The 26,386-nt window shown below is 44.4% G+C and carries 27 protein-coding genes, 1 tRNA gene and 3 pseudogenes; 15 read left to right on the top strand and 16 right to left on the bottom strand.

The genetic code is table 11. The features are described 5' to 3' along the window. Positions 1-80 precede the first annotated feature (80 nt). Together cysH and IM473_RS10475 are read left to right on the top strand one after the other, a co-directional pair. The gene (gene cysH, locus IM473_RS10470; protein ID WP_287657709.1) at positions 81-902 is read left to right on the top strand and encodes a phosphoadenosine phosphosulfate reductase; all 822 of its coding nucleotides are present in this window, start codon (positions 81-83) and stop codon (positions 900-902) included. A 57-nt stretch (positions 903-959) separates the two neighbouring features. After that, entirely contained in the window at positions 960-1,826 is an 867-nt protein-coding gene (locus tag IM473_RS10475) for an alpha/beta fold hydrolase (protein ID WP_287657710.1), read from the top strand. Between the two features lie 592 nt (positions 1,827-2,418). On the opposite strand, the gene IM473_RS10480 is transcribed toward IM473_RS10475, so the two are convergent. The 9 genes and pseudogenes from IM473_RS10480 to IM473_RS10520 form a co-directional block, all read right to left on the bottom strand. Continuing rightward, entirely contained in the window at positions 2,419-4,290 is a 1,872-nt protein-coding gene (locus tag IM473_RS10480; RefSeq protein WP_287657711.1) for a GTPase family protein, read from the bottom strand. A gap of 212 nt (positions 4,291-4,502) precedes the next feature. Next, complete coding sequence (locus IM473_RS10485) at positions 4,503-5,378, bottom strand: 3'(2'),5'-bisphosphate nucleotidase CysQ family protein (protein WP_287657713.1); 876 nt, start codon at positions 5,376-5,378, stop codon at positions 4,503-4,505. A gap of 195 nt (positions 5,379-5,573) precedes the next feature. Then, positions 5,574-6,416 carry a ChaN family lipoprotein gene (locus tag IM473_RS10490; RefSeq protein WP_287657714.1) on the bottom strand — a complete coding sequence of 281 codons (843 nt, stop codon included), beginning with the start codon at positions 6,414-6,416 and terminating at the stop codon, positions 5,574-5,576. A gap of 99 nt (positions 6,417-6,515) precedes the next feature. Further along, positions 6,516-7,715, bottom strand: a complete 1,200-nt coding sequence (gene cpcD/petH / locus IM473_RS10495; RefSeq protein ID WP_287657716.1) for a bifunctional rod-capping linker CpcD/ferredoxin--NADP reductase PetH — start codon at positions 7,713-7,715, stop codon at positions 6,516-6,518. Between the two features lie 288 nt (positions 7,716-8,003). Further along, a complete protein-coding gene (cpcD, locus tag IM473_RS10500) occupies positions 8,004-8,228 on the bottom strand; it encodes a rod-capping linker protein CpcD (RefSeq protein WP_002732223.1) in 225 nt (74 codons plus the stop codon). Between the two features lie 308 nt (positions 8,229-8,536). Continuing rightward, a pseudogene (locus IM473_RS10505) lies at positions 8,537-8,701 on the bottom strand (dual-specificity RNA methyltransferase RlmN); the annotation flags it as partial. 88 nt (positions 8,702-8,789) lie between these two features. Beyond that, positions 8,790-9,347, bottom strand: coding sequence for a hypothetical protein (locus tag IM473_RS10510; protein ID WP_287657718.1), 558 nt, complete (start codon positions 9,345-9,347; stop codon positions 8,790-8,792). Positions 9,348-9,630: 283 nt separating this feature from the next. Continuing rightward, entirely contained in the window at positions 9,631-10,644 is a 1,014-nt protein-coding gene (gene rlmN, locus IM473_RS10515; RefSeq protein WP_287657720.1) for a dual-specificity RNA methyltransferase RlmN, read from the bottom strand. Positions 10,645-10,667: 23 nt separating this feature from the next. Beyond that, complete coding sequence (locus IM473_RS10520) at positions 10,668-10,829, bottom strand: hypothetical protein (RefSeq protein ID WP_287657721.1); 162 nt, start codon at positions 10,827-10,829, stop codon at positions 10,668-10,670. A 265-nt stretch (positions 10,830-11,094) separates the two neighbouring features. Here IM473_RS10520 and rimK point away from each other — a divergent pair, with 265 nt between their 5' ends. Then, positions 11,095-12,000: a 30S ribosomal protein S6--L-glutamate ligase gene (gene rimK / locus IM473_RS10525; RefSeq protein ID WP_002776181.1), complete on the top strand. Its 906-nt coding sequence runs from the start codon at positions 11,095-11,097 to the stop codon at positions 11,998-12,000. 48 nt (positions 12,001-12,048) lie between these two features. On the opposite strand, the gene IM473_RS10530 is transcribed toward rimK, so the two are convergent. Continuing rightward, the gene (locus tag IM473_RS10530) at positions 12,049-13,104 is read right to left on the bottom strand and encodes an ABC transporter ATP-binding protein (RefSeq protein ID WP_287657723.1); all 1,056 of its coding nucleotides are present in this window, start codon (positions 13,102-13,104) and stop codon (positions 12,049-12,051) included. 123 nt (positions 13,105-13,227) lie between these two features. Between IM473_RS10530 and IM473_RS10535 the strand changes: the two genes are divergently transcribed. Beyond that, complete coding sequence (locus IM473_RS10535) at positions 13,228-13,908, top strand: nucleoside phosphorylase-I family protein (protein ID WP_287657724.1); 681 nt, start codon at positions 13,228-13,230, stop codon at positions 13,906-13,908. Between the two features lie 54 nt (positions 13,909-13,962). Beyond that, positions 13,963-14,044: transfer RNA gene (locus IM473_RS10540), tRNA-Leu, on the top strand. 116 nt (positions 14,045-14,160) lie between these two features. Here IM473_RS10540 and IM473_RS10545 read toward each other — a convergent pair. Continuing rightward, positions 14,161-14,481 (bottom strand): annotated as a pseudogene (locus IM473_RS10545) (DUF4351 domain-containing protein); the annotation flags it as partial. Next, positions 14,471-15,388: an Rpn family recombination-promoting nuclease/putative transposase gene (locus tag IM473_RS10550; protein ID WP_287657726.1), complete on the bottom strand. Its 918-nt coding sequence runs from the start codon at positions 15,386-15,388 to the stop codon at positions 14,471-14,473. The gene IM473_RS10550 and the pseudogene IM473_RS10545, both read right to left, overlap by 11 nt. A 317-nt stretch (positions 15,389-15,705) precedes the next feature. Between IM473_RS10550 and IM473_RS10555 the strand changes: the two genes are divergently transcribed. Then, positions 15,706-16,476: a Uma2 family endonuclease gene (locus IM473_RS10555; RefSeq protein WP_287657727.1), complete on the top strand. Its 771-nt coding sequence runs from the start codon at positions 15,706-15,708 to the stop codon at positions 16,474-16,476. Between the two features lie 79 nt (positions 16,477-16,555). Here the strand turns inward: IM473_RS10555 and IM473_RS10560 are convergent, their stop codons facing one another. After that, entirely contained in the window at positions 16,556-17,314 is a 759-nt protein-coding gene (locus IM473_RS10560) for a PEP-CTERM sorting domain-containing protein (RefSeq protein WP_287657729.1), read from the bottom strand. 334 nt (positions 17,315-17,648) lie between these two features. On the opposite strand from IM473_RS10560, the gene IM473_RS10565 reads away from it, so the two are divergent. From IM473_RS10565 to IM473_RS10595, 7 genes are all read left to right on the top strand, one after another. After that, positions 17,649-18,545, top strand: a complete 897-nt coding sequence (locus IM473_RS10565) for an ABC transporter permease (protein WP_287657730.1) — start codon at positions 17,649-17,651, stop codon at positions 18,543-18,545. A 220-nt stretch (positions 18,546-18,765) separates the two neighbouring features. Then, positions 18,766-19,098 (top strand): hypothetical protein, encoded by a 333-nt coding sequence (locus IM473_RS10570; RefSeq protein ID WP_287657731.1) that lies wholly within the window; start codon positions 18,766-18,768, stop codon positions 19,096-19,098. A 150-nt stretch (positions 19,099-19,248) separates the two neighbouring features. Then, on the top strand, positions 19,249-19,440 hold the full coding sequence (gene petP, locus IM473_RS10575) for a cytochrome b6f subunit PetP (protein ID WP_002742483.1): 192 nt from the start codon (positions 19,249-19,251) through the stop codon (positions 19,438-19,440). A 22-nt stretch (positions 19,441-19,462) separates the two neighbouring features. Beyond that, positions 19,463-20,539, top strand: coding sequence for a Get3/ArsA fold putative tail anchor-mediating ATPase NosAFP (locus IM473_RS10580; protein WP_287657732.1), 1,077 nt, complete (start codon positions 19,463-19,465; stop codon positions 20,537-20,539). Positions 20,540-20,545: 6 nt separating this feature from the next. Further along, on the top strand, positions 20,546-21,526 hold the full coding sequence (gene chlG, locus IM473_RS10585; protein WP_287657733.1) for a chlorophyll synthase ChlG: 981 nt from the start codon (positions 20,546-20,548) through the stop codon (positions 21,524-21,526). Positions 21,527-21,895: 369 nt separating this feature from the next. Continuing rightward, positions 21,896-22,624, top strand: coding sequence for a Bax inhibitor-1/YccA family protein (locus IM473_RS10590; RefSeq protein WP_103111925.1), 729 nt, complete (start codon positions 21,896-21,898; stop codon positions 22,622-22,624). Positions 22,625-22,712: 88 nt separating this feature from the next. Next, positions 22,713-22,883, top strand: coding sequence for a CAB/ELIP/HLIP family chlorophyll-binding protein (locus IM473_RS10595; RefSeq protein ID WP_002742489.1), 171 nt, complete (start codon positions 22,713-22,715; stop codon positions 22,881-22,883). Positions 22,884-22,934: 51 nt separating this feature from the next. Here the strand turns inward: IM473_RS10595 and IM473_RS10600 are convergent, their stop codons facing one another. Beyond that, complete coding sequence (locus IM473_RS10600) at positions 22,935-23,555, bottom strand: neutral zinc metallopeptidase (protein ID WP_287657734.1); 621 nt, start codon at positions 23,553-23,555, stop codon at positions 22,935-22,937. A 322-nt stretch (positions 23,556-23,877) separates the two neighbouring features. Further along, entirely contained in the window at positions 23,878-24,936 is a 1,059-nt protein-coding gene (gene acsF / locus IM473_RS10605) for a magnesium-protoporphyrin IX monomethyl ester (oxidative) cyclase (RefSeq protein ID WP_287657736.1), read from the bottom strand. Positions 24,937-25,125: 189 nt separating this feature from the next. Between acsF and rpmF the strand changes: the two genes are divergently transcribed. Then, complete coding sequence (rpmF, locus tag IM473_RS10610) at positions 25,126-25,308, top strand: 50S ribosomal protein L32 (protein ID WP_002737202.1); 183 nt, start codon at positions 25,126-25,128, stop codon at positions 25,306-25,308. A 136-nt stretch (positions 25,309-25,444) separates the two neighbouring features. After that, positions 25,445-26,044, top strand: coding sequence for a sulfite oxidase-like oxidoreductase (locus tag IM473_RS10615; RefSeq protein ID WP_002737593.1), 600 nt, complete (start codon positions 25,445-25,447; stop codon positions 26,042-26,044). 262 nt (positions 26,045-26,306) lie between these two features. Here the strand turns inward: IM473_RS10615 and IM473_RS22555 are convergent. After that, positions 26,307-26,375: pseudogene (locus tag IM473_RS22555) on the bottom strand (type II toxin-antitoxin system VapB family antitoxin); the annotation flags it as partial. Positions 26,376-26,386 lie beyond the last annotated feature (11 nt).

A 26,386-nucleotide genomic window follows, 5' to 3' on the forward strand; every position in this document is an offset into this window, starting at 1 on the left:
CCAATGCTATAATCCAATTACAGGGATAGATTGGACTCTATCAGTATCCGCCGCTACTAATACCTTAAATCTTAGCCAGAATGCCAGATTTACACTTGCTTAATTCTCATCCACAGGCCCTAGAAACTGCCTTCATCACCACTGCCGACCGGTCTTTTGCCTACCCTCTATCCCTCGACCTCGCTACAATTAATCAACGTTTTGACTCCGCTAACGCCGCGGAAATCGTCGCTTGGGCAGCGGCCACCTTTGGGGAAGGTTTGGTGATGAGTACCAGTTTCGGCATTCAGGCCGCGGTGATGTTGCACCTCGTCACCGCAATTATCCCCGATATTCCCGTCATTTGGATCGATACCGGCTATCTTCCCCCGGAAACCTATCAATTTGCCGAAGACTTAAGCCAACGCCTCCATTTAAACCTGAAAGTTTATCAATCTCCCCTCAGTCCCGCCCGCATGGAAGCAATCCACGGTAAATTGTGGTCAAATAACGATCTCGACTCCCTCAATCTCTACGACAAAATCCGCAAGGTGGAGCCGATGCAACGGGCCCTGAAGGAATTAAAGGCCACCGCTTGGTTAGCGGGTTTACGTCGCGACCAAACCGACCACCGCAAAACTCTCCAATGGGTCAATCAACAGGGCGAACGTTACAAAATATTACCGATCCTTGACTGGAATGCCAAAACCATCTACGACTATCTGACTAAATACGATCTTCCCTACCATCCCTATTTTGATCTAGGTTATGTCTCCGTCGGCGATTGGCACTCCAGTCGGCCCTTAACCGCCGATGATAGCAACGAACGAGACACCCGTTTCAAGGGTTTAAAACAAGAATGCGGTCTTCATTTACCCTTAACCCCCGGAGAAGCACAAAGTCTCGACGCAAGCTCCCTATAACTGCTGGGGTGGAAAATTTGCCGGTGCGATCGGTTCCTAGACGTTAGACAATGGTTAATGATTATTAATCCCCCATTAACCATGGCTATTTTAGAAAGTTTTCTCGAAGTCGGCTCTCTCAAGTGGTTTTATCGACAGGTTAACCCCGCTCAACAACCGGATACAACCCCCGTGATCCTACTCCATGGTTTACCCGCCCATGGCTATATTTGGCGAGAATTATTGACCAGTTTAGAAGAATATAACATTAATGCCATTGCCCCCGATTGGATCGGCTCCGGTTTATCCGCTAAACCCGATGCCAGAGAATTCGCCTACACACCTAGCGCTTTTTGTCAAGCTTTGGCCGATTTTATTCAAGCTCTCCAATTGCCGAAAATCTCCCTCATTGTCCAGGGTTTTTTAGCCTCCGTCGGTTTACAATACGCCCTAGAAAATCCCGATAAAATTGAGCGTTTGATCATCTTAAATACTCCCCTCTCCAGTGATGTCAAATTACCCTGGATAATGAAACAATGGGGGCTACCTTTCCTCGGAGATATGGCAACTCAAGACCCCTTATTAGTCGATCGTACTTTAGAAACTGGTAGCGGTTTTGTGATTAGTGATGCAGATCTGGCTATTTTCCGTCAACCTTATCTAAAAACTTCGGCAGTGGGTCGCGCTTTACTGGCCACGATTCGCAATTTAAACCTATCGAAAACTATGGCAGAAATTGAGACAGGTTTAGAGAACTTTGAAAAACCTATCCTTTTTGTCTGGGGAATGGCCGATCCTTGGTTATCTTCTGTCACCGTTGAAAAATTAGCTACTAAATCAGGAGTGGAATTAATCCCCCTCGCGGAAGCAAAACACTATCCCCAAGAACATTGGTCAAAAGAAATTAGTCCCCAGATTATTAATTTTCTCGGACGCAAAACCTAAACCTCGATACTTTCTGGGAATTGATAGCAAAATCTCCCTAGAAAGTATTGATCAAGTTATCCTTAGTATATCACTGTAGTTCTGCACTGGCCAAAGCATCTGGAAAGACTAGCTTTAGGAAGGATAAATATAACAAATAATCCCCCAGATATTAATAATTTAACCGATTGGGAGCGAGTTAAATCGATGGGTGATCTAGAAATCGAGGCTAATGCTTTGTCATACTAAATCTGGTTATTAAAGACTGATTATTTATTCCCCTTTTTGCATGAGTGGATGAGGAGAAAACGGGTTTCTCGGAGAAACCCGTTTTCTGTGCGTTATACCAAATCCCTTTTTAATAGTGTGATTAACTCTCAAGTTATGAATTGTTTCTCCCCACACCCCACACCCCACACCCCACACCCCACTATCCTATACTTTTTAAACAGGATTTAGTATTACTCAACGGATTTAGTATAAGCTGCACTGCATTTAAACTGCCTACTGAGGAATTTTAGTACAAGGGCCAGAAATCTCAACCCCAGAAACCTCTCCTCCCCACTCTCCTATACTTTTAAAGTGGAAGAAAGTTTTAGCTTAATTAATCTGGCTACAGGCCTGTTTTTGTCGTTTCTAAATACCCCTGATAACTTGACCGGAACTGTTCGATCGATAGCTTCTTTGTCCAATATTCTACCAGAGCATGACCCCAGGCCCAAGCTTCCTTGTCGGCAGTGCTAGAATTTTCTAATAGTATTGGCCAAAGTGCCAATAAATCAAAACTTTTATTCTCTGGATTCAAGAGAGAATAAAGCTCGTAGGCCATCTGTAATTTACCGATCGCTACTGGTAATTGTTCCACAGGAATTTGTTCAGCTAAAAGATAGGCTAAAGTCGGTCTTCCCGTGGCTAAAGTGGAGATAAAACCTAGAATAGGACTTTTTAATAGGGCCGTTAAACCTTGTCCCGTGGCCATCTGTAAAGTATAGCGATCGATTATTTTCGCCGCTGCCAGGGTTCGAGTTTCCAAATCCGCTAAAAAACGGGCTAAACGCAACTGTTTTGCGGGCGAAATTGCCCCCAGTAAAGCGATTGATAACTCCTCATCCCCCCAAGCTTCTCTATCCGGCTGTTGACTGACCATCGGCAAAATGCGATCGCAGAGATCCTCGAATAATTCCGCCCGATACTGCAAGCATTCGCGGATATTGACTTCTTTGGGACTTTCTCCCGTCAGCCAATTATAGGGGGGTTGCCACTCTCGCAGCGGACGCAGGCGATCGACTTGAGAAACACAGACTATAACTGGTAAATTGTCAATAGTTTGTTGCAAATCTTTAAGAAAAGCCTCATCCATGGCCAGGGCGGGATCGAGGGCGGGGGTGACAAGAATTAATAAATCGGCGTTTTTGGCATAATTTAGAACCTTTTGCCGATCATCAGCCCGATTTGCCTGTTCATAGCCCGGAGTATCCCAGAGGATTAACTCGTCCCCTTCTGGGGTTTGCCAATGGTAGGATTGGATGGCATCGGTACTGGGCAATAGATCCACTTGGGCTAAATCGGCCCGAAAGAGAGTATTAATTAAACTGCTTTTGCCGGCCCCGGTGCGTCCAACCAGCAGAATATTAACCGGTTGGCGATCGATTTCCGTGATCGGTTCAGCTTGGGCGAGAATTTCCTTGAGAGTAGTGGTGGCGATTTTGGTCTTGGTGGGGAGAGTGGGGGCGAGATTGCCGCCACTGTAGAGTAACACCGCTTGGCGAGAGAGATTTCTCAGGGCATTTTCCCGCAAAACTTGCCCTAAATTGACTAATAATTGCTGATCCGCTCGATCGCTGTACTTTTGACTAGCCACTTTAGCCACAGCCGCAGCGGGATTGATCACCCATTGCGCCCAATTCCAGACTTGCCAAAGTTTCTGGGCCGAGGGTTGCAATTTTTGATAAACTTCGTAGGCCTGATAGGCTTGGCCGATGGTGATTTGATTCAGGGCTGGGGAGAGATTCTGCATCCAGCGATCGCTATCATCCACAGTTCCCCGAATTAAACCGTAGGCCTGGGGAATGTAAATATTTAATAAGGGGTACTTGACATCGGGGTAATATATATGAGCGATGGCACTGACCAAATCCTGACAGCGTTGCCAAAAAGTCGCCCAATCTTCCCAAACCGGGCGATCATTGCGGGCCTCGACGATAATCCTCTCGATAATTTCCTCGACATTGCCCCCGGAATCACCCTCAGGAGGGGTTAATTCTGCCTTAATTTCCCCGATGGCGGCTTCAATTTCCCCGACTGCTGGGCGCGTCCATTTGACCAACAGGAAGCGCCAAGGGACAAAAATCAGGGTAAAAACTGCCCAAATCCAATTCAAACCCCATTGATTGATCTGGACACTGGCGGCCACGATCAGAAAGATGACCACAGCGGCGATCGGAACTGCTAAAATCAACCCTTGCCAAGTTTTTAACCGTAACATTGCTCGATCTGGTTTTTTTCCATTCTACCGATCTCTGATTCTCGGTTAGGGGGGCAGAAATTAAGCTCTCTTGGGTTTGGTGGGTAAAATGTATTCTAAGATACAGTACCGCCGGCGAAGGACTAGGACGAACCACAAAGACACAAAGGACACAAAGATTGATCGCTCCTATATAAGTTAAACCGATCACACAAAGAATAAGAGAGCAGAAATTAGACAGTGGCATCAATTTGGGCGAGGATTGCTGTGGACAACTGACAAAGTTGTTGATGACAAGGACCATTACTAGCCATGATCCCCCCCCATTGCCGCACATCGCCGCGATTATAGCGCACTGGTTGACCGTCAAAATAGGAGAATTTGCCGCCCGCTTCCGTTAAAACCAACTCTGGAGCAGCAAAATCCCAGTCTTTAGCCGCCGATTTCCCCGATAGGGAGATATAAACATCGGATTTTTGTTCGAGGATCGTGGCAATTTTACAGCCCACACTAGCCACATAATTTTTACCGAAGAAGGGTATTTGGCTTAATAAATTATCAAAACGTTGGTCGCGATGGGTACGACTAACCACCAGATAGAGCTCGGTAATTTTATCTTTATTGGCAACTTTTACCTGTGTAATATTTCCGTCGCTAGTTTCTAGAAAAGTGCCTTTTCCTTTTTGGGCAAAATAGAGTTTTTCTTGATCCGGTAGGGCAACCACGGCGATGATCGGTCTTCCCTGATAACATAAAGCGATATGTAGGGCATATTCTCCCGTTTTGTTGATAAAATCGCGGGTTCCGTCCAAAGGATCGATAATCCATACCCAATCTTTCGGGATAGCTTCATTACCCTGATGGGTTTCCTCGCTCAGATAACCAAAGTCGATATCAGAAAAATTTGTTTGTAATTCCCCTAAAATATAGTTATTTGCCGCTAAATCCGCCGCCGTCACCGGTCCGCCTTTTTTCTTCTTGTTGACGGCTAAATCCTGTTCACCGCGGTGGTAGGATTGGAGAATTTTAGCACCACCCCAACCGACGGCACGAGTCACAGCTAAAATGCGATCGAGCGTTTCGGTATCTTGACAGGTTAAATTAATCATAAAATAGCCTCAGTTTTTCAGACTTATTATCTACTAAGTAGTCGTGCAAAATAAATTTCCTAGTGAAGATAGGCAAGAGGCAATAGGCAAGAGGCAAAAGCTTTATCGAAATGTGTAATTAATTTTGCTTAGGTACTTAAATTGAAAGACTGGCTTCTTAGCTTATCATCCCTTGCTTCCTAGCTCCTGACTGGCTTAATTTTGCCCTTGCCAAAAATAATCGGCGGGTTTTTTGGTTTCTGCTGGTGATGATTGAGGAGCGTCTCCCAAGAAAACCGAGCGCTGGCTGACGCGATCGCCTAATCTTCTTTGGACTCGACTGGGAATGCCGTAACCGTAGGCAATATGACCTTTTCCTGCTAGGACGATGATCTGATATTCTGGATAAGCTTGCCAGAATTTAGCGATCGCATCGGCCATGGTTTCATCCCAGAGGACCTGTGCCAGAAAAAAGCGATCAAATCCCTGGCTTTTGCCCCCCGTGTGTTGCTGATAAACGGCTAAGATCTGTTGACGATACTCCTCGTTATCCTGGTTTATTTCGCTTTTAGGGGGAATGTAGGTCATTTCTGAGGTGGAGAGGCTTTCTAAGCCCTCCTGTGCCACTTTTCTAGTGATTTCCGTGGGTGTATTGAGGGCGATCAATGGTAGTTTTTTCGCCTTGGCCAAGCGCAGGATCGGGGCGTAAAATTCCCAATCAAATCCCCAACGTTGGTCGTATTCACTTTTTTCTCTCAACTGATTTTCGCTAATTTTGCCGGCTAAATACTGATCCAAATAGATTTGGTAAGGACGTTGAAACATCTCAAAAGCGATCGCTATTTGGGGATTATTAGCCTGTAAATACTCGATAATAGCTAATTGGGCCTGATGATCGCCTTGGCTATCGTGCCTTTCTCCCAGATAAATAATCTCGGCTGTTTTTAAATCTGCCAGAATTTGTTTTTGGCTATTAGTAAAACTCCAGGCCCGGGGCAGCAAAATAAACAGTAAGCAGAGGGCAAGGAAAACAGGAAAAAAGCGTCGAGAGAATTTCATCTTTATTAAAGGCCTTTTAAAAAACTGATCTTAACCGAAGCCAAGACAAAAAGGGTGAGCAATGCCCACCCGAAAAAATTTTCAGAGAACCTTTCTGGTTTAGTAGGTTTCTACGTGCCAGCGATGTTCTTTTTTCAGTTGTTTCTGATAGACAGACCAATCAGCGCCATTTTTAGCGGCGGCACCACTGATAGCATCGTCGATACCATCTTCCATCCCTTTCAGTCCGCACATATAAGCGTGGGTTTTGGGACTTTGGAGTAGATTCCAGATTTCGTCAGCGTGTTCGGCTACCCGGTGTTGAATATACATTCTACCGCCCTGGGGATTTTGCTGTTCCCGGCTGATGGCATAGGTGAGACGGAAGTTATCGGGGAATTCCGCCGCGATTTTCTCTAATTCTTCTTGGTAGAGAATATTGGCCGTTTTGGGAACTCCGAAAATCAACCAAGCTAGACCTTTGAATTTATAATCTTCGTGTTGTTCCTTGAACATCCGCCAGAGGAAAGCTCGGAAGGGAGCGATTCCCGTCCCAGTGGCCATCATAATGATAGTGGCATCTTCATCACCCGGTAGCAGCATTTCCTTACCCACAGGGCCGGTAATAGCCACATCGGCACCCACCTCTACATTACAGAGATGGGTGGAACAAACTCCATAAACCGTTTCCTTGGTTTCTGGGTGTTGGTATTCTAACTGACGCACGCAGAGGGATACGGTTTTATCGTCTAATTTATCACCATGACGGGTGGAGGCGATCGAATAGAGTCTCAATTTATGAGGTTTGCCATTAGCATCGGTCCCCGGGGGGATAATACCGATACTTTGCCCTTCTAAATAGCGTAAATCGCCCCCAGAAAGGTCAAAGGTGACGTGTTGTACGATGCCGATACCTCCCTCATCAACGAGAGGATAATTCTCGATACATTTGCCGATAAAGGGTTGATTCGGACGGTAGATGTTGACGGGGATATCTGTTTTTTCTTTCGCTTGGGTCATGGCCTTTTTCTTGGTCTGTTCGGTGACGGGCGATGATTGAGCGATTGGCTGTGGTGTGGAGGCACTAGAAACAGTTGCTACGGGGGCAATCCCATTTAAGGGTTTGATGCTGACGATACGACCACCTAAACGGGTAATCCGACGCATTTCTTGATTCATGCGACTGTAGGGAACCGTGAAAAACACGCTTCCACTCTGACGGATTGAATAATCCAAGCTGTCAGTATTGTCGTTTTGATTGAGACCCGCCACTTCGTAAACAAATAAACGGTTTCCCGCTAGTGTACTCGGACTGTACATTAAATATAACTCCCAACTCAAGTCACGATAATCGTTCCATAGTTTAGCCTACCATCGGTACACTACACCTAGGCCTAATTGAGAGTTATCTTAAAAAAACCACAGACATCGCTTTTATCTTTTTCATCAGGATAGGTCAACTCTCTGGTTAAAATCTGTTACATTTGCAGCATTTTTACTTTTTATTAAGATTTCTGCTACTTTTCCCCATTTATGCTAAAAATCCCCCTGGTTGGCCTGATGAGGACAAGAGCGGGGGACAGATATTAGCAATAATTATTTTTTCAACTACTCGGCCGCGGCTGCGTTTAAGGGTTTAATGCTGACGATGCGAGCGCCTAAACGGGTAATCCGACGCATTTCTTGATTCATGCGGCTATAGGGAACGGTTAAAAAGACACTGCCACTCTTACGGATAGAATAATCTAGGTTATCGGTATTGTCATTTTGACTCAAACCGACGACTTCATAGACAAAAAGGCGATTTTCTTTGGCACTAGAGAGACTTTGCATCGAAATGGCTCCTACATTGATGTTATAGTTCTCTAGTTTAGCCTAGCGGGGAGACTAGCAATCTAGTTAGGGTTTGCGGCAAAAAGTTTCTCGTGAGGCCAGGGTGTGGGGTGTAGGGTGTAGGGTGTAGGGTTGTACCCATTTTCATCTGGTAAATTACCTAATTTTCAGGGAAAAAGTCCCTGAATTTTCCCCCCGATCCCTCCAATGGCTGGCACTTTTTGATTTTCCAAAAGTCTAAACGTCTTACCCAACAAGGTTTTTAGATTTATTCAGCCAACCCTAGTTAATGGCCGATTTACGGCCGTTTATTGTACCATGACACTCGATCGCAATTGTCCACAGGCCGCATCGGTCGCTAAACCTCTGGAATAACGGACAGTAACGGCGACTTTTTCCTGTTCTAAAATAGTTTTAAAAGCCTTAATTCTTTTTTCATCAGGCCGTTGATAATCCACCTCTTGAATGGGATTAAGTGATCGCTGTTAATTGTTTGAAGATCAGCCTGCTGATAAGTCGCAACGCTACCTCCTTGATCTAGTGTAGTCGATTGATGTCGTACTACTTATCATCCTTGATGATGTCTCGCAGATCTGTACTGACCTGGAAGGAAAATAGAAATGTCCCTTTAGGGGTTTGTATAGTAGTAAATCTCCAAAAAAGAGAAATTTGTTCATGTCGAGTTCTTAGCAAGAAACTTTTTATATTATACGTATCTTGAACGCTAGTATATTCTTGCAGAACCGTATAGTCTTTACAGAAACCGTACTCCTGATTGAATACCTTCAAAACACTTTTTACCATAGAAATTTGTTGATTAATTTTATCTAAGGCATCTTTTCGATCTTTTTCACTTGAATCTGAATGTAGTGATATAAATTTGATCGCACTATCCCTCCAAAAATCGACCGCCCCATCAATATTACCCGCTTTGTAAAGCTGCAAAAAATCACGAACAGGCACAGGAAGTTGTGCCATCTCCTCATCATCAATTACCATCAAGGTGGGTGTGGTTGATTCTTGGCCGACAAGTAGCGGTCGACTATAAGCTACCCCAGAAAAACAATTAAAAACCGCTAAAGTTCCTAAAGCTGCAATTGCTAATATTTTACTTTTCATGATCCTTACCCCCGAACTCGAAAAAATCACCAACAGTCGAGTTACTGCGGTTGACAAGTACTAAAATCTACTTCTCTGAAAAAATTCCGCAACGGGATAACCAAAACCGCTAGTTAAAGAAGCAGACTTAACAGTTACTTGCCCCCACCGTTGAGGTGTTACTCGATAACCATCCCGATCTTGATTAAATTTTACAATTATTAACAAACAACACAACCAACACTCCTCTGTTACTCTAATTATAACAGAGAAAACTGATGATAGAGTAGTGAACAAATCAAGTTTATTTGACCATGATGCTCGCTCGCAATTGTCCACAGGCCGCATCGGTCGCTAAACCTCTGGAATAACGGACAGTAACGGCGACTTTTTCCTGTTCTAAAATAGTTTTAAAAGCCTTAATTCTTTTTTCATCAGGCCGTTGATAATCCACCTCTTGAATAGGATTATAGGGGATGAGATTGACGTGGGATTGAAAACCTTTCACCAGTTTGGCTAATTCCCCTGCGTGTTCGGGTAAATCATTCACTCCCGCTAAAAGAATGTATTCAAATGTCACCCTTCGTCCCGTGATTTGAACATATTCCTGACAGTCTTGGATCAGATTAGTTAGGGGATAATGGTCGGCACTGGGGATTAATTTAGCTCGAACTTGTTGATTAGAAGCATGAAGACTAACAGCAAAAGTTACTTGCAAATTATGTGCCGCTAGTTGCTTGATTTTATGGGGTAATCCCACCGTCGAAATAGTTAAACAACGCTGACCGATACCCATATCTTTATTAAGGCAATGAATCGCTGTCACCACTTCGGGAATATTTAATAAAGGTTCCCCCATCCCCATAAACACCACATGACTAACTCGCTGTTGAAAATCCTCCTGTACTGTTAACACTTGGTCAACGATTTCATGTGCTTTTAAATTACGAGTAAAACCCCCTTTTCCCGTGGCACAAAAATCACAGGCCATCGGGCAGCCCACTTGCGAAGAAACACAGACTGTCAATCTTTTTTCACTGGGAATTCCCACCGCTTCGATAATTAAACCATCCGCCAGTTTTAGCAGATATTTACGGGTGCGATCGGGTGCTACACTGCGATAATTTATGAGGGAACGACCGATAGGATAGTCTGCCATCTTGCTGCGCCACTCTTGGGGAAATACGGAAATATCCGCCAAAGAATGCACCCCTTTTTCGTATAGCCATTGGTGTAATTGTTTCCCCCGATAAGCGGGTTGTCCCTGGTCTTTTACCCAGTCCGTCAGTTCCTCTAAAGATTTCGCTAGTAAAGTCATAATTATTATCTTTGATCACCTTATCATTCTAAACGATCGATCATCCCTAGTAGCAAAACCGTAACAAAATTGTATTGATTAATTGACATTTTTTCCCTTTGCTCCTTCTCTAGTCTTTGTTCGTCAATTAAATACTTAAGTAGTCGTGTAAAATTAATTTCTTGGTTAGGATAGGCAAAAGGCAAAAGCTTTATCGAAATGTGTAGTTAATTTTGCTTAGGTACTTAAAACTATAACTTAAACTGAGCCTGACGACAAAAATAAATCTAGTCTTAAGCTTGATCTTTTTTACCTTTCATTTAACTTAACTGTTCAAGGGGAACTGTCAGCGCCATAATGATCGATGGACTTCGATCGAGAACAGAAATTTTATGAGTTGCCAGCAAAAAAAGTCAATATGGGGAAATAAGGAGCTATTCAGTTGTAAAAGCAATATTTAAGCGAAAATTTATGAAAATCGCTATTTTATCGCAAGACGCTTCTCTTTATTCCACCAAGCGACTGAAAGAAGCGGGAGAAGCTCAAGGCCATGAGGTACGAGTGATCAATTATTTGCGCTGTTACATGAACATCACCTCCCATAAACCCACGGTTGTCTATAACGGTAAACCCTTGGAGAGTTTCGACGCAATTATTCCCCGTATTGCCGCCTCAAAAACCTTCTATGGAACCGCAGTCGTCCGACAATTCGAGGTGATGAATGTTTTTACTGCCAACGACTCGCAAGCAATTTCTCGGTCGCGGGATAAATTGCGTTGTCTGCAAATCCTCGCTCGGGAAGGGATAGGTTTACCGGTGACGGGAATTGCTCACGCAACTCAAGATATCGATGGTTTAATCGAAACCGTCGGCGGCACCCCTCTGGTGATTAAATTATTAGAGGGAACTCAAGGTATTGGGGTAGTCTTAGCGGAAACAGACCAAGCAGCCAAGTCAGTTATTGAAGCTTTTCGGCAACTAGAGGCTAATATTCTAGTACAAGAGTATATTAAAGAGGCCAGTGGGGCAGATCTGCGCTGTTTTGTCATCGATGGAAAAGTGGTAGCCTCGATGAAGCGACAGGGGGCCGAAGGGGATTTTCGTTCTAATCTTCACCGCGGTGGCAAAGCAGAAAAGATAAAATTAACCCCAGAGGAACGCAGTACGGCTATACGGGCCACTAAAGCCATGGGTTTACGGGTTGCGGGTGTGGACCTATTGCGGTCTAATCACGGGCCTGTGGTTATCGAGGTGAATTCCTCTCCCGGTTTGGAAGGAATAGAAGCAGCCACCGGTGTGGATGTGGCTAAAAAAATTATCGATTTTGTCGCTAAAAATGCCACCCTAGTCCTCAATCGCGATCGATATCAATATTAGCTGGAGAGACCGATGGGAATTCAGGAGTCAGGGGTCAGATGTGATTTATCAGTCGGCAAATACACGGACGCTATCGGGAATAATCGATAGTTTTACCTTTGTACCGATGTCTAATTGGGTGTTAATCGTTGTTCTAGCGTGGATTTGGCTGCCGGTGGCCGTTAGCAGACAATAACGGTATTCCCGCCCCAAAAATTGGCGATCGCAAATAACCAGCTCTCCCGTCTCATCCGGTTTAATTTTGACATCTTCCTCTCTCAGCATCAATTCCCCTTTGTCCAAATCTTGACCATCGGCAATTTCCCAGACTCCTATCTCGGTTTGCCATTGTTCCCCCTTCCGTCTAGCGGGGAGAAAGTTAGCTTGGGTGACAAACTCGGCCACGAATCGCGAGGCCGGATGACTATAAATTGCTTCGGGATTGTTAATTTGTTCTAATTTTCCTTGACAAATGACCGCAATTGTGTCACTGATCACCATTGCTTCCTCCCGGTCGTGGGTGACAAAAATGGCCGAGATGCCGGTCGCTTTGAGGATATGACGGATCTCGTGCCGTAACCGTTGCCGTACCTGCACATCGAGATTACTTAAAGGTTCATCTAAGAGGATTAAAGAGGGTTTTGGGGCTAAAGCGCGGGCGAGGGCGACTCGTTGCTGTTGTCCTCCCGATAGCTGATGGGGATAACGTTTTTCTAGTCCTTGCAGTCCGACTAAATCCAAAGTTTCCGCCACCCTGGCGTTAATAGCTTTGCTCGATAATTTCTCCCCAGAATTTTTTAACCCAAAGGCGATATTGTCAGCGATGGTTAAATGGGGAAAAAGAGCGTAATCCTGAAAAACCATGCCCGTATTGCGTTTTTCCGGGGGAATAAAGGTTTTTTCGTCGGCAACTATTCGCCCTCCCAATTCAATCACTCCTTGAGATGGTTTTTCAAATCCCGCAATCATCCGCAGTAGAGTGGTTTTACCGCAGCCCGACGGACCCAATAATCCGAGAATTTCGCCCTCTGTTAAACTAAAACTGATATTATCGACAGCTAGAGTAGGAGAAGCGGGAAAACGCTTGTTAACCTCGGATAAACGCAGAATGACAGACTTTTTCATGGTGAGAAAGACAATCGCCCAGTCAGTGGCAGGGCTATTTACTTAAGAATTATTCCTAATTAGTTCACTATTATTGTTTATAACATCTCACTGGACTAATTAGGAAACTTTCTCAAAAATTTCATGCTCACACCTGAAGATATTATTCTCGTTCCCCGGGGGGCCGAGCATAGCTCAATCCGTCGAGGATTAAGGACAATCGGCGATTTAGCCCCGCAAATTATCCCGATTAACCTTGGCGCTCCAGAATTCCTCGACAGTTCCCCAGTCTCTAAGCTATCTCTAGAATTTCTTAATAAGCTCACAGGAAAAATTGTGCTGATGGGATTAGCGGGCAGTCTCAGCGATCGCTATCGAGTCGGAGATGGGGTAATCTATCAAGGTTGTGGCCTAGAAAAGGGGAATTATTGGCAGTGCGAACCAGAAATAACCGCAGAAATCGCCCAATTAACCGGATATAGTCTTGTTAAAGGTTTAACCAGCGATCGCCTGATTAGCCGATCCGAGGAAAAACGACGTTTAGGACAAGGGGGCTATGAAGTGGTCGATATGGAAGGAGCAAGGATTTTAGCGGCTTTACGGGGGCAAAAAGTGGCAATTGTGCGCGTGATTAGCGACGAGGTGACGCAGGATTTACCCGATTTAGCCCCGGCAATTGATAATCAAGGTCAGCTGCGACCATTGCCCCTAGCTCGACAAATGTTAATCCGTCCTGTCCCGGCCTTCCATTTGATTCAAGGTTCCCTAAAAGGTTTATCCGTACTAACTCAGGTGGCGCGAAGGTTGTGCGGCAGTAATTTTTAAAATTTGCTTGCAGATTATTTTTTTTCTGTGCTATAGTGGTTAAGCTAAAATCAAGCGGATGTGGTGGAACTGGTAGACACGCACGTTTGAGGGGCGTGTGGCTTACGCCTTGCGAGTTCGAGTCTCGCCATCCGCATAAACTTTTATCTGCCCTCTGACAAGAATTGCCCTTGTCACCCATCGTCAGGGATGGATATTTGGCCATCAAAATTTCCCAACTCACCCTTTCAGGTGGCTTAGGTTTGACTAAGTTTAGTTAAGCGGTTGCGAGGGGCGATTTAGCCAAAGCACTAGGTCGTTTAAGGTTGTAAAATCCAACAAAGCCTCAGCCAAGGACTCTAATTGCTCGATTTCTAGAGCCTGAATCTGGGCAGTTAACACCTCATCCACCGCACCAAAACGACGTTGCAACAGGCGCAAAATCAGGGCGGATTCTCCTTCAAGTCGTCCTTCCAGTCGTCCTTCCAGTCGTCCTTCTTCCTTGGCTTCACGATATACCCTTGTATCTGCCAATTGTAGTCCTAGCATCGCGTCAACCTCCTGCCGACTCAAGTTAGTAAATTTATAGACCATAGCGATTTAGCCAAAGCACTAGGTCGTTTAAGGTTGTAAAATCCAACAAAGCCTCAGCCAAGGACTCTAATTGCTCGATTTCTAAAGCCTGAATTCGGGCAGCCAACACCTCATCCACTGCACCAAAGCGACGTTGCAACAGACGCAAAATCAGGGCAGATTCCCCTTCCAGTCGTCCTTCCAGTCGTCCTTCCAGTTGTCCTTCCAGTCGTCCTTCCAGTCGTCCTTCCAGTCGTCCTTCCAGTCGTCCTTCTTCCTTGGCTTCACGATATACCCTTGTATCTGCCAATTGTAGTCCTAGCATTGCTTCCACCTCCTGCCGACTCAAGTTAGTAAATTTATAGACCATAATTGTGGCAATCATTTCTATTATGGCGCGACTGGCTTCTGTATCTGCAATTTGCTCTTGGGTTCGTGCCAGTAAATAGCGGGCTTTTTCTGGTGCTTGGGTTTCTTCCACAGTGGTGAGTACCATCAAGGCAACCCCTAGGGGTAACTGCTGAATTTCCCCTAATTCTTTCAGATAAATTCGATGCACCTGAGGACAATTGAGGAGCGCTCGGTAGGGATGGGTGTTACTTTGTTCTAGGCTACGGGTGGGATAGATGACAACAATTTGCCAATCGGTAAATCGTTCTCGCTGACGGTAAAAATACAAAAATGATTCGCCGAAAACCCGTTCATAGAGTCGTTCGTCTTTTTGAAATTGCACTTCGCAAAAATAGATCACCCCGTTACTATCATTATCAGGTGGCAGGAATACGCCATCGATCTCGAATTTGGGTTCTTTGACGGCTACGGAGTCAAAGCGGTATTCGGTGGCATTAGCAGGTGGGTTTTCGAGTAAATCGAAGAGAAGGGAGGGGGATTGTTGAAAAAGCCGGTAAAATATCGAGTCTCGTTTCATTGTGATCGGGATTGCACCATAGCTCTTTCCCGATCTTCCCATGAAACCCCCCAAAAAAAGAGAGAGGAAACCTGTGTCTCCTCTCCCTGAGACATTATTTTCCAGCTTTGGGGACAGCACCCCTGATTTATTCTCCCCTTTGCCTCTTGCCTGAGTGCCTCTCCTAACCAAGAAATTAATCAGGTTGATGACATTAAAGAAAGCCTTGAGCCTAGTCTTGAGCAAGTGCTTTGAGAAATCGCACAAAAACAACGAAATATAAAACCGTAATTTTCTGTTAGAATTGGCAGTAATTAAACACCACGCTTGCAGGAGCTATGGTTAACCTCACCTATAACAAAAATCGCCCTCTTCCCAGTGCCGAAGAATTGCCCTCTTCCGATGAAACTCCAGTGGACAATCAGTTACAGAATGATATTCCCAATCTGCTGCTAAGTTTATTAGCCTTAATTTGGTCTGGTCGAGATGATTGGTATTTTGGGGTAGATATGGCTGTCTATTATAATCCAGACGAACCAGCTTTTGTCCCCGATGGTTTCTTAGCGGTTGGAGTCAACCATGATACAGGAGAAAGAGGTCGGTTAAGCTATGTTTTGTGGGGAGAAAAGTATATATTGCCGATTTGGTTTTTAGAGGTAATTTCCGAGAAGTATAATAGTGAGTATGAGGAAAAATTTCTAAATTATCAAAGCCTGGGGATTCTGTATTATGCAATATACAATCCTTTCAGTGGCAGAAGGGGAAGATTTAAAAACCGACAAAGATTAGAGGTATATAAATTAATCTCAGGCAAATATCAACTTCTAGAAAGTGAGAATAATCGAGTTTGGTTGCCTGAAATTGGCTTGGCTCTGGGTTACGAAAAAGGAGAACATATTGCTTGGTATCGGGAATGGTTATACTGGTATGACCAGTCGGGAAATCGCTATCTAACGGCTGAGGAAAGAGCGATGAACGCAGAGGCGATCGCTGCTCAAGAACGGCAAATTGCCAATCAAGAACGCTTGGCTAAACAAGAGGCTGAACAAAAAGCCCTCCGGCTGGCTGAAAGGCTCAGAGCGCTTGGAATAAACCCCGATGAAATGTAGGCTCTGACTTCTCCAAGGTATCAAAACCCCCCCCCAAAAAAAAGAGAGAGGAAACCTGCGTCTCCTCTCCCTTGTAACATTATTTTCTCGCTTTGCTAACAGCACTCCCTAGCATTAAGCCGCCCAGGGTGATAAAACCAAGAAGGCTAGAGGGTTCGGGGACACTGACTGCTGGAGCCGGAACTGTCAGCACGGAGGAGATGCTATACAGAGGAAGAGGGGCGTTTTTACCAAAGGTTACTTTGTCGTCAACCCACAATGAAGTTGAATTTGACTGACCATTGGTTATGGAACTAAATGGATTAGCCCCTCCCAAAGAAAATTGACCCGGGGGAAATAATGGGTTGAATTCAGGGAGTCCCGAGTTGTTGGTTCCCGTCCAAACACGATCATTAAGAACGGTGTCAGATTGAGTGCGATTGATAGGGGTTTGGATGCTGCCATCCCAGAGATCGGCATTATTATTGGCGACTCGGTTGCCATCTATGAGATAGATCGGAACACCCGTACTCGATGGATTAGTACCCGTATTATCACGAGCAGCGACTGTTGGAGTAGAACCGATCGCCTTCCAAGTGATAGTACCCAGGTTAAATCCTGCATTTGTTAATTCCGTAGCAAGAGCGCTTCCTGTGACCTGGTTGGTAACAAAGGTATTGTAGTCGTTGATGTTGGAGCTTGTTGCATCCCGTGTGCCAGAAGTGACAAACACCAAGCGAAACTGGTCGCCCGGATTCAAGCCGGGGGGTACGACCACCAAAGCAGCCTGTGCCGCACCAGCCGTTGCCAGAGTCGCCAGGGCAACTCCAGAGACAAAGCAGAGTTGTTTTATTTTCATGAAAAGAAAAGGGTTAATAGTAGATGATTTGATCGCCTGACATTTCGATTTGGGTTAAGCGATCGGGCAACCCAAAACAATGACAAGCAAACAGAACATTACAGAGCCTACACACTCCCCCCCCCGCGTTGTATTAAAAATTACAATTTAATAAATCTTTACATTCTTTTCCTCCAGGGCTTACGCCCCTTGTATATTGGAGAAGTGGTAGAGTGTAAGCCTTTTCTTCGAGAGGATTTGCCCCTCACCGGAACCCCAAGAGAGCCATCTGATCACTGATAAACTGTTGACTATCTAAATTACTCGTTAAGACTGCATTAGAGGTAAATATTTCATGAGCCAAACCATCACACCTTCTTCCTTAAAAGCTAGTTTAGCCCCCAATCCCACTAGAGCAGCAACGGTGGACGATGGGGGAAATGTGCTAGGGGAATTTCTGCAAGAAACTCTGGCCATGACTAAACGTCTATTTATCCAATTACAACGTCGTCCTTCAACCCTAATCGCGGGGGTAATTCAGCCCTTTATGTGGCTGATTTTATTCGGGGCATTGTTTTATAATGCTCCCCAGGGTCTATTCGGCAACGATCTCAGTTATGCTAAATTTCTCGCCCCCGGGGTGATTGTCTTTACCGCTTTTTCCGGGGCCTTAAATGCCGGTTTGCCGGTAATGTTCGATCGAGAATTTGGCTTTCTTAACCGTCTTTTGGTAGCACCTTTAACCACTCGTTACTCGATCGTGGCCGCTTCTACCATCTATATTATCGCCCTCAGTTTCATCCAAACCGCCTCGATCGTGGCCGCTAGTGCCTTTTTAGGAGCAGGATTGCCCAGTTTAGCTGGATTAGGTGCGATCGCTTTGATTGTTTTCCTAATCGTTTTGGGGATGACAGCCTTAAGTCTCAGTTTAACCTTTGCTCTCCCCGGACATATCGAATTAATCGCCGTCATTTTCGTCACCAATTTACCGCTTTTATTTGCCAGTACCGCCCTCGCACCCTTAAACTTTATGGCAGATTGGTTAAAAGTAATCGCTAGTCTCAACCCTCTCACCTATGCGATCGAACCGATCCGTTATATTTATTTCAATCAGCACTGGTCTTTTGATAGCATAGTCTTACAAACCCCTTGGCTTGACCTCAATTTCTTGACAGTTTTAGCCCTGCTCTTCGCTTTTGATCTGCTAATCCTTTTAGCAATTCAGCCCTTACTTCGTCGTCGTTTTGCTTAAATCAGTTATCAGTCATCAGTTATCAGTTATCAGTTATTAGTTATTAGTTTACTGATAACTGAAAAGCTGGTAACTTTCTCACAACCAAAAACTAGACAAGTAAGTAGTTATAATTAAATTGAAGATAGATTTTGCCTCTGATCCCCCCTGCCCCCCTTGATAAGGGGGGTGCCTGACAACTTTTAACACCTACCCACTTAATTTTCTGAGGAGTTAGATTATGAATACTCAAAAAATGTTGCTCAAATCGTCTTTATTCCTAGCTACTATTTTATTAGTCGGGGCTGATTTTGGTCCGCAAGTGTTAGCTCAAAGCTTGAACCCCAGTCAGCCGGATTATCAAAAAAATGAACGTAGTTCCGATGGCAGGGATGATCTCGGTGGTTTTAATCCTTTAGACTTGATTCATAATAGTAATTTTCGCCGTAGCCGGGACGGATCGGAATTTCAGGAAGATACCCTCAATAATATCAACGAAGCGGCTGAGGAGTTTAAACGCAAGCAAAGAGAACAACTAGAAAATCTGCAAAATCCTGCCCCAGAAACCAAATAAAACCTTTTTGCTAGTATATATGATCGCTAAGTGCAGATGATCTGAGAAAGACCGATAACTGAAGAGCATTGGGGGGTTTATTTTACACGAATTTATATTAAACTTAGGATTGGTTTATTGAATTATCGTCTTATTAAAACTGTGGAAGTAATGGAAATCGGGCAAAAAGTCAAGGTCTGTCGCTTAAGAGACCGCGTTAACTCGGATGTAGCGGGTAAATTGGGTAAAGTGGGTGTCATCAAAAACTTTAAGATGACCGATGGCAGCGGTGTTGGTGCTGTTGTCCAGTTCGATGATAAGACCGCTACTTGGTTTTTTGAGGATGAACTCAAACTCATCTAAATACAACGCTTAGGAATTAACTATGTCCTTAATTTTGACCTTTTTGGGCAAGGGGGGCAGCGGTCGCAGTACAATAGCGATCGCTTCGGCGAAGAAAATGGCTGGTCTGGGGTCAAAAGTTCTCTTGATCGGTCAAGATTCCGGTCCTGCTTGGGGATTACTCCTCAAGGCCTCCCCTAGCTCCTCCATTACGGAAATTGCCCCCAATCTCTCGGTTATCCAGCTTAGTAGTACACAATTACTAGAAAAAAGTTGGGAAGAAGTCAAGGAACTGGAAAAGCAGTATTTGCGTTCTCCCACCTTGAAAAACGTTTATGGTCAAGAGTTGGGTATTTTACCCGGAATGGATCAAGCTCTAGCTTTAAATTTCCTGCGGGAACAGGATAAAAGCGGAAATTACGATGTCATCATCTACGACGGCAGCGGAGATATCAACAGTCTGAGAATGTTGGCGATTCCAGAGGTAGGTGGCTGGTATTTACGGCGTTTTCGGCAGGTTTTCAGCGATTCTGAGATCGGTCGCACCCTTTCTCCCTTTTTCCAACCGATTGCCGCTGCCGTGCTGAATTTCTCCTTTAATCCCGACGGTTTAGGGAAGAAGGCCGATAATAACATTTTAGACGAGGGACGTTCCGCTTTAGCCGATCCTCGGCGAGTTTTAGCCTATCTAGTCACCAATGATGAGCCAATTGCGATCGCAGATGCCAAATATCTTTGGGGTGCGGCGCAGCAAATCGGTTTAAATGTGGGGGGAGTGATTTTTAATCGCTGTCAGAGTGCTACGGAGGATTTTGCCCCGCTGCCGGCGGCGATTTTACCCGACCGTCAAGGAGAAGATTGGCAGGAGTTAATCGCCGAGTTACCCAATTTTCTCACGGTGCAGCCGCCCAAACCGTTAATAATCGATCCGGCAGCTGGTCAGGTCAAGGTTTATTTACCCGGATTCGAGAAAAAACAGGTAAAACTGACGCAATCGGGTCCAGAATTAACCATCGAAGCCGGGGATCAACGGCGTAATATTGATGTACCACCGCCTCTGACCGGACGAGGGGTAAAAGGGGCAAAATTCCAAGACGGTTACTTAATTATTTCTTTTTAAGGGATTATGTCAAACACCGAGATAGAAAACAAGGATAATCGAGCGGCCAAAACTCGCCAATTATTGGGCATGAAAGGGGCCTCATCGGCAGAAACCTCCCTCTGGAAAATCCGCTTACAATTGATGAAGCCGATCACTTGGATTCCCTTGATTTGGGGGGTTGTCTGTGGGGCTGCTTCATCGGGGAATTATACTTGGTCTTTAGAAGATGTCTTAAAAGCGGCCACCTGTATGTTACTTTCCGGTCCGTTGATGACTGGTTATACCCAAACTTTAAATGATTTTTACGATCGAGAAATCGATGCAATTAATGAACCCTATCGTCCGATTCCTTCGGGGGCAATTTCTATTCCGCAAGTGGTCGGCCAGATTTTGGTTTTATTAGCAGCTGGGTTAGGAATATCTTATCTTCTTGATCGCTGGGCCGGTCATGATTTCCCGATCATGCTCTGTTTGACCCTATTTGGTTCTTTTATTGCCTATATTTATTCAGCACCACCTTTAAAATTAAAACAAAATGGTTGGCTAGGAAATTATGCCCTCGGTGCTAGTTATATAGCATTACCTTGGTGGGCAGGTCACGCCCTTTTTGGTCAGTTAAATGGGACAATTATGATCCTAACCCTCATCTATAGTCTAGCGGGGTTAGGCATTGCTGTAGTTAACGACTTTAAAAGTGTGGAAGGTGACGAAAAATTAGGCTTAAAATCCTTGCCAGTTATGTTTGGAATTACAACCTCGGCTTGGATTTGCGTGATTATGATCGATGTTTTTCAAGCAGGAATTGCGGGTTATCTGATTAGTATTCATCAGAATCTTTATGCCGCTATTTTACTGTTATTAATTATCCCTCAGATCACTTTCCAAGATATGTATTTTCTGCGGGATCCGCTCAAAAATGATGTCAAATATCAAGCCAGCGCCCAGCCTTTTCTAGTGTTAGGAATGTTGGTGACAGGTTTGGCTTTAGGTCAGGGGATACTCTGAAGATTGTAATTAATAAAAACAGGAAATATCCAGTTTATAGGACATAATCGCCTTGAATTGGGCTTCGGTTTACGGTAACTTGATCCGTCAAGAGGGGTGAAAATAGATTTTCGGTTCGATCCCCCCTTAATCCCCCCTTGATAAGGGGGGTGCCGATCCCGCCTTGATAAGGAGGGTATCTGACAATTTTTAATACCTACCTACTTAGCTCGATTCCTAGTCTTTTCGTTACAATCAAGAGGGAATCGATGCCGGGGAGAAGAATTTACCTTTTTTTCTTCCTTCCGATTCGCCATTCTTGACGAACTAATCAAGAATAGTTTCTGTTTAACAAGATTGATTGAGACAAGTATCTCGAACCTAGTCACCATGAGTAATACCAGTAATTTTCGCCAAGCTTTACGCGAGGCTAAAAGCCAAGCACTTATCGGCCCCAATGTTATCCCCAAGGCCCTGCCCTATCTCGGTGGCGGTCTAATTTTGACTGCGGTGGGAACCTATGGCGGTTTAGGTGTGATCCAATCCTATCCCCAGATTTTCTTCCCGACTTTCTTTGTCGCTCTGATTGCTGAGATTATTTTATTTTTTGTCGCGCGTAGTAGTGCGGAAAGCGGCAATAAAAGCACTGCTCTGCCCCTCCTGACTCTCTATAGCCTTCTTTCTGGCTATACTCTCAGTGGAATCGTCTATGTGGCCTTAGGTACTTCTGGTGTCGGTTTGCGAGGAGTGGCAATTGCTGCCCTCGGTTGCGGCATCGCTTTTGTCTTGGGACGGAATATCGGCTCGAATCTGTCGGAAAAAGATGGTTTGGCGCTGACTCAAACCGTGAGCATCGGTATTCTCGCTCTCTTTATTGTTCTCATTGGTCAGCTAATTTTCTCTATCTTTGGTGGCGGTACTCCCACCTGGTTAGAAATCGCTATTTCTGGCATCGGGGTTTTCCTGTTTGCAGGCTCCGCAGTGGTGGACTTTTACATCTTGCCCCGTACCTACAGAGATGAACAGTATCTCAGTGCTGCTTTATCGATGTATTTGACTTATATCAACCTATTTATCTTTATTCTGCGCCTTTTAATCGCTCTTAACGGTCGAGATTAGGGCAAATAGAGAGGAGTTAGAAATTAGTTACAACCTAACTTCTAACTCCGCTAGAATAGTAAAGAAATGTAAACCGCCTGTAAAGATCATGACTGAACCACAACCGACTCAAACCCCCAAATTAGAAGATCCCAAATTTGGTTTTAATGACTATGCCGAGCGCCTCAACGGTAGGGCTGCTATGATTGGTTTTGTGATCACCCTGTTGATCGAGTATCTCACTGGCCAAGGTCTGCTATCTTGGTTAGGGTTACAGTAGTTTTTTAAACTTTTTAAGGCATTCTAGGGGAAATACAGCCTTGAGTGTTAGCTAACGCATACAGGCTTGATGATTTTCCCCGTAGAATCCTTGTAGAACCGAATCACCTCGCTGTTGCGGTGTGCCGTGGGAGCGATTGGGAGCTTCAAAATCGCCCACTTCCGAGGCCGCTTCCGCCAGAAGTTTTCCCGCTATTATATAATCCTGTTTGGATAAACTTCTTGCTTCGGTAAATAACCAGGAAAGGGTATCTCCCGCTAGACAATCGGCCTGTAATTCAATGCCGATGCTCATTCCACCTTCATCGATGCCACCGATACCCCGATTCCACTGAACAGCGTGAGCAGCCTCGTGAGCGACGGCGTAAAGGGGAAATAGGGGATTATCACTAATGCGAGTAACTTGCTGGAGATTGACGTAAACTGTATTATCTACAGTGCAGAAAGCCGCTAGGGAAATTACGCCGCAGGGAGTGGTTATCGGGCCATCGCTTAACAAATACTTGAAATTGATCTGGTGTAATTGAGCCGTATATTCAATTACCGCTTCTAAGGCATCCGTAATATCGTCTGCTTGCGCTCTCTGGGCTAGAGGAGATAAAATCAAGAGGGAACTACAAGAAACAGCAGATATCAGGGATAATAACCGTTTACGGCCAGAGTTAGGTTTCATGATACTAACAAAGTCGGGAGTGAGGGGGAAGTTTAATTAATCTGAATTAGCCTAGTGCTATGATCACAATTCTAAAAGCTATATCTAAGACTTACAGAGAAAATACAGAATTTACGCAGCTTTTGATCGAAGTTTACAGAATTTCTCGTCAAGGCTGAGGAAATTAATTTGGCAGGACTACTTAGGGTCTGCTGAAAAAGTTTTTCGTGGGTGTGGGGTGTGGGGTGTGGGGTGTAGGGTGTGGGGTGTGGGAATTATGAATTATGAATTATGAATTGGAAATTGGGGAGTTTTTTGCTGTGAACTGATAACTGATAACTGATTAAAGTACCATTTCTCTGGTGGCCTCTGCATCTATGGGTTTAATCAGATACAATCGCAATAGATCCCCGACGATACCTAACTGTAAGGGTAACTTACGGACTGTTTTTAGCCATTGAGGAGCGCTACTTTCATCGATCGCTTTTAATTGTAAATTACGTTCGGCACAACGGTTTAAACGGGGAAAAAATTGGGGATGGTCCACATTTAAAATGGTGGGAAAAGCGCGAGCGGAGGTATTATTAGTCTGACGAATTACCTCTTGATCAAAAGCGATCGCATCTATTCCCAAAGCATCATAAAAGTCTGAGCGTTCGCGTACAGTTAAACTATGGGTAGCAAAGACGGAAAGCAGAAAAAAACGACTCCATAATCTCGATCGCCAATTATTCCACAATTGTGGTTTAGCTCGCAGTAAGGTTTTAAAGATATCTCCGTGGCGATTTTCGTCCTGACACCAACTCTCGAAGTAATTAAAGAGAGGATTAAATTTATACTGGGGATGTTCTTCTAAATGACGATAAATGAGGATATAACGCCAATAACCGATTTTTTCGGAGAGATAGACCGTATATAACACCCATTCCAGGGGGAAAAAGGTGTAGGTACGGGTTTTGGTAATTTTGGCTAAATCGAGGGAAATATTAAAGTCAGCCATGGCTTTATTGAGAAATCCTGCATGACGCGCCTCATCTCTAGCCATAAGATGAAATATCTCTCCTAACAAGGGATTACGGCTTTTGAGTTGTCGTGACAGTTCCTTAAATAACAAAAAGCCAGAAAATTCGGAGATACAGGAGCGTTCTAGGTAATCTATAAAGGCATTTCTCGTTTTTTCATCGAGATTGTCTTGATAGTTCTCAAATTCTTGCTGACGTTCAAAGTGATGCCGGTTATAATCGGTCCGCATCTCCTCTAACATCGCTTTGATTTCGGTTTCTTGCTCAGAAAGGTCAAAATTAGCGGCAGCCTCAAAATCGGTGGTATAAAAACGAGGGGTGAGGATAGTTTCGCGCAGAACAGCTTTTTTCTGGGAGGGAGGTTCGACGGTAGTGACCATGATGGAAATTACTTGACTACATAGCTATATAGGATTTTAAACATAAATAGGTAAGCCAATGATAATTATTAAGTTTTATCAATATTTTGGGCAGTAGTGAGTAGGGGATAAAGACAAGTTGGCGAGCCGATTAGGGAAATAGGGAGTAGAATAGAAAGGTTGTGAGTCTATAACTATCGTTAAAATACTATGGCTTGTCCCAAGAAGAAAACCTCAAATGCCAAGCGCGACCAACGGAGAGCGCACTGGAGAAAGCAAGCGGCTCGGGAAGCGCAAAAAGCCTTATCTTTGGGTAAATCTGTTCTTTCTGGTCGTTCTAACAGCTTTGTCTATCCCACTAAAGAGGAAGAAGAAGGGGGAGACGAGGAATAATATTCCTATCGGTCTTCAGTTACCCGAAAAATTAGGACGGTTTAATGACTTGATGGTGGGGAGTGAGGTATAGAAAACCTTTTCGCTCCCTAATATTTTAAGATTTGTTTAGGGTTTTCGTTGTGAGTCTCAACTAATGTTAGGCAAATTTTTTAAAAAACCAGAATCTCCCGATCAAGACCGAGTTCCTCCGGGCCAATATCTCGCTAGTGGTTTTCCTGTGCTTACCTACGGAGATACTCCCCAAATCAAGACCGAGGAATGGTTATTCAAGGTTTGGGGAAAGGTGGCCACGACTAAAATTTTTAACTGGTCGGATTTTATGGCCCTACCGCAGTGGGAATTTACTAAGGATTTTCACTGTGTCACCCGTTGGTCAAAATTAGATGTGACTTGGACGGGAATTAAGGTATCGGATTTTATCACCTTAATTGACCTGTTGCCGGAGGCTACCCACGTCATGCAACACTGTTATGGTGGTTATACCACTAACCTCACCCTAGAGGAATTCCTGCACGAGGATAATTTTTTCGCTTTTCAACTGTTTGGTCAACCTTTACCCCCCGACCACGGTGGTCCGCTGCGTTTAGTTGTCCCCCATCTCTACGCTTGGAAAAGTTCTAAATGGATTAATGGCTTAGAATTTCTCGATCGAGAGCAATTGGGTTTCTGGGAACTTAATGGCTACCATCGACGAGGTGATCCCTGGTTAGAGGAACGTTATGGCGGTTTTTGACGATTTTTGTCTTAAAATAGGGTAATATCAGCAAACGGAAGTTCCCTCCCACAAAAGATCATTTGGGTTTCCTTTTTTTGTACCCATGTAATTGAAGTTTTCTTAAGGTTTATAGGGATAGAAAGAGTCCCTTATAGAAATTCCCCGGAAGACTGGTTGTAGTCATTGATCACTGATAACTGAAATAATGGCTCTCTTAGGTTTGGTGGGTAAAATGTATTCTAAGATACAGTATTGGGGCAGTGAGTGTAATGAACCACTCCAGACACAGAGGACACAAAGACCGATCGCTACTATATAAGTTAAAATTATCACACAAAGAATAAGAGAGCCAAATAACCG

Origin of the sequence: Microcystis sp. M015S2, assembly GCF_020245945.1 — a bacterium.
Lineage (GTDB): Bacteria > Cyanobacteriota > Cyanobacteriia > Cyanobacteriales > Microcystaceae > Microcystis.

Bases quoted from the DNA above. Each gene is read 5' to 3' on its own strand.
- cysH (WP_287657709.1), top strand. From the start codon at position 81: ATGCCAGATTTACACTTGCTTAATTCTCATCCACAGGCCCTAGAAACT.
- IM473_RS10475 (WP_287657710.1), top strand. From the start codon at position 960: ATGATTATTAATCCCCCATTAACCATGGCTATTTTAGAAAGTTTTCTC.
- IM473_RS10480 (WP_287657711.1), bottom strand. From the start codon at position 4,290: ATGTTACGGTTAAAAACTTGGCAAGGGTTGATTTTAGCAGTTCCGATC.
- IM473_RS10485 (WP_287657713.1), bottom strand. From the start codon at position 5,378: ATGATTAATTTAACCTGTCAAGATACCGAAACGCTCGATCGCATTTTA.
- IM473_RS10490 (WP_287657714.1), bottom strand. From the start codon at position 6,416: ATGAAATTCTCTCGACGCTTTTTTCCTGTTTTCCTTGCCCTCTGCTTA.
- cpcD/petH (WP_287657716.1), bottom strand. From the start codon at position 7,715: ATGTACAGTCCGAGTACACTAGCGGGAAACCGTTTATTTGTTTACGAA.
- cpcD (WP_002732223.1), bottom strand. From the start codon at position 8,228: ATGCAAAGTCTCTCTAGTGCCAAAGAAAATCGCCTTTTTGTCTATGAA.
- IM473_RS10510 (WP_287657718.1), bottom strand. From the start codon at position 9,347: ATGAAAAGTAAAATATTAGCAATTGCAGCTTTAGGAACTTTAGCGGTT.
- rlmN (WP_287657720.1), bottom strand. From the start codon at position 10,644: ATGACTTTACTAGCGAAATCTTTAGAGGAACTGACGGACTGGGTAAAA.
- rimK (WP_002776181.1), top strand. From the start codon at position 11,095: ATGAAAATCGCTATTTTATCGCAAGACGCTTCTCTTTATTCCACCAAG.
- IM473_RS10530 (WP_287657723.1), bottom strand. From the start codon at position 13,104: ATGAAAAAGTCTGTCATTCTGCGTTTATCCGAGGTTAACAAGCGTTTT.
- IM473_RS10535 (WP_287657724.1), top strand. From the start codon at position 13,228: ATGCTCACACCTGAAGATATTATTCTCGTTCCCCGGGGGGCCGAGCAT.
- IM473_RS10550 (WP_287657726.1), bottom strand. From the start codon at position 15,388: ATGAAACGAGACTCGATATTTTACCGGCTTTTTCAACAATCCCCCTCC.
- IM473_RS10555 (WP_287657727.1), top strand. From the start codon at position 15,706: ATGGTTAACCTCACCTATAACAAAAATCGCCCTCTTCCCAGTGCCGAA.
- IM473_RS10560 (WP_287657729.1), bottom strand. From the start codon at position 17,314: ATGAAAATAAAACAACTCTGCTTTGTCTCTGGAGTTGCCCTGGCGACT.
- IM473_RS10565 (WP_287657730.1), top strand. From the start codon at position 17,649: ATGAGCCAAACCATCACACCTTCTTCCTTAAAAGCTAGTTTAGCCCCC.
- IM473_RS10570 (WP_287657731.1), top strand. From the start codon at position 18,766: ATGAATACTCAAAAAATGTTGCTCAAATCGTCTTTATTCCTAGCTACT.
- petP (WP_002742483.1), top strand. From the start codon at position 19,249: ATGGAAATCGGGCAAAAAGTCAAGGTCTGTCGCTTAAGAGACCGCGTT.
- IM473_RS10580 (WP_287657732.1), top strand. From the start codon at position 19,463: ATGTCCTTAATTTTGACCTTTTTGGGCAAGGGGGGCAGCGGTCGCAGT.
- chlG (WP_287657733.1), top strand. From the start codon at position 20,546: ATGTCAAACACCGAGATAGAAAACAAGGATAATCGAGCGGCCAAAACT.
- IM473_RS10590 (WP_103111925.1), top strand. From the start codon at position 21,896: ATGAGTAATACCAGTAATTTTCGCCAAGCTTTACGCGAGGCTAAAAGC.
- IM473_RS10595 (WP_002742489.1), top strand. From the start codon at position 22,713: ATGACTGAACCACAACCGACTCAAACCCCCAAATTAGAAGATCCCAAA.
- IM473_RS10600 (WP_287657734.1), bottom strand. From the start codon at position 23,555: ATGAAACCTAACTCTGGCCGTAAACGGTTATTATCCCTGATATCTGCT.
- acsF (WP_287657736.1), bottom strand. From the start codon at position 24,936: ATGGTCACTACCGTCGAACCTCCCTCCCAGAAAAAAGCTGTTCTGCGC.
- rpmF (WP_002737202.1), top strand. From the start codon at position 25,126: ATGGCTTGTCCCAAGAAGAAAACCTCAAATGCCAAGCGCGACCAACGG.
- IM473_RS10615 (WP_002737593.1), top strand. From the start codon at position 25,445: ATGTTAGGCAAATTTTTTAAAAAACCAGAATCTCCCGATCAAGACCGA.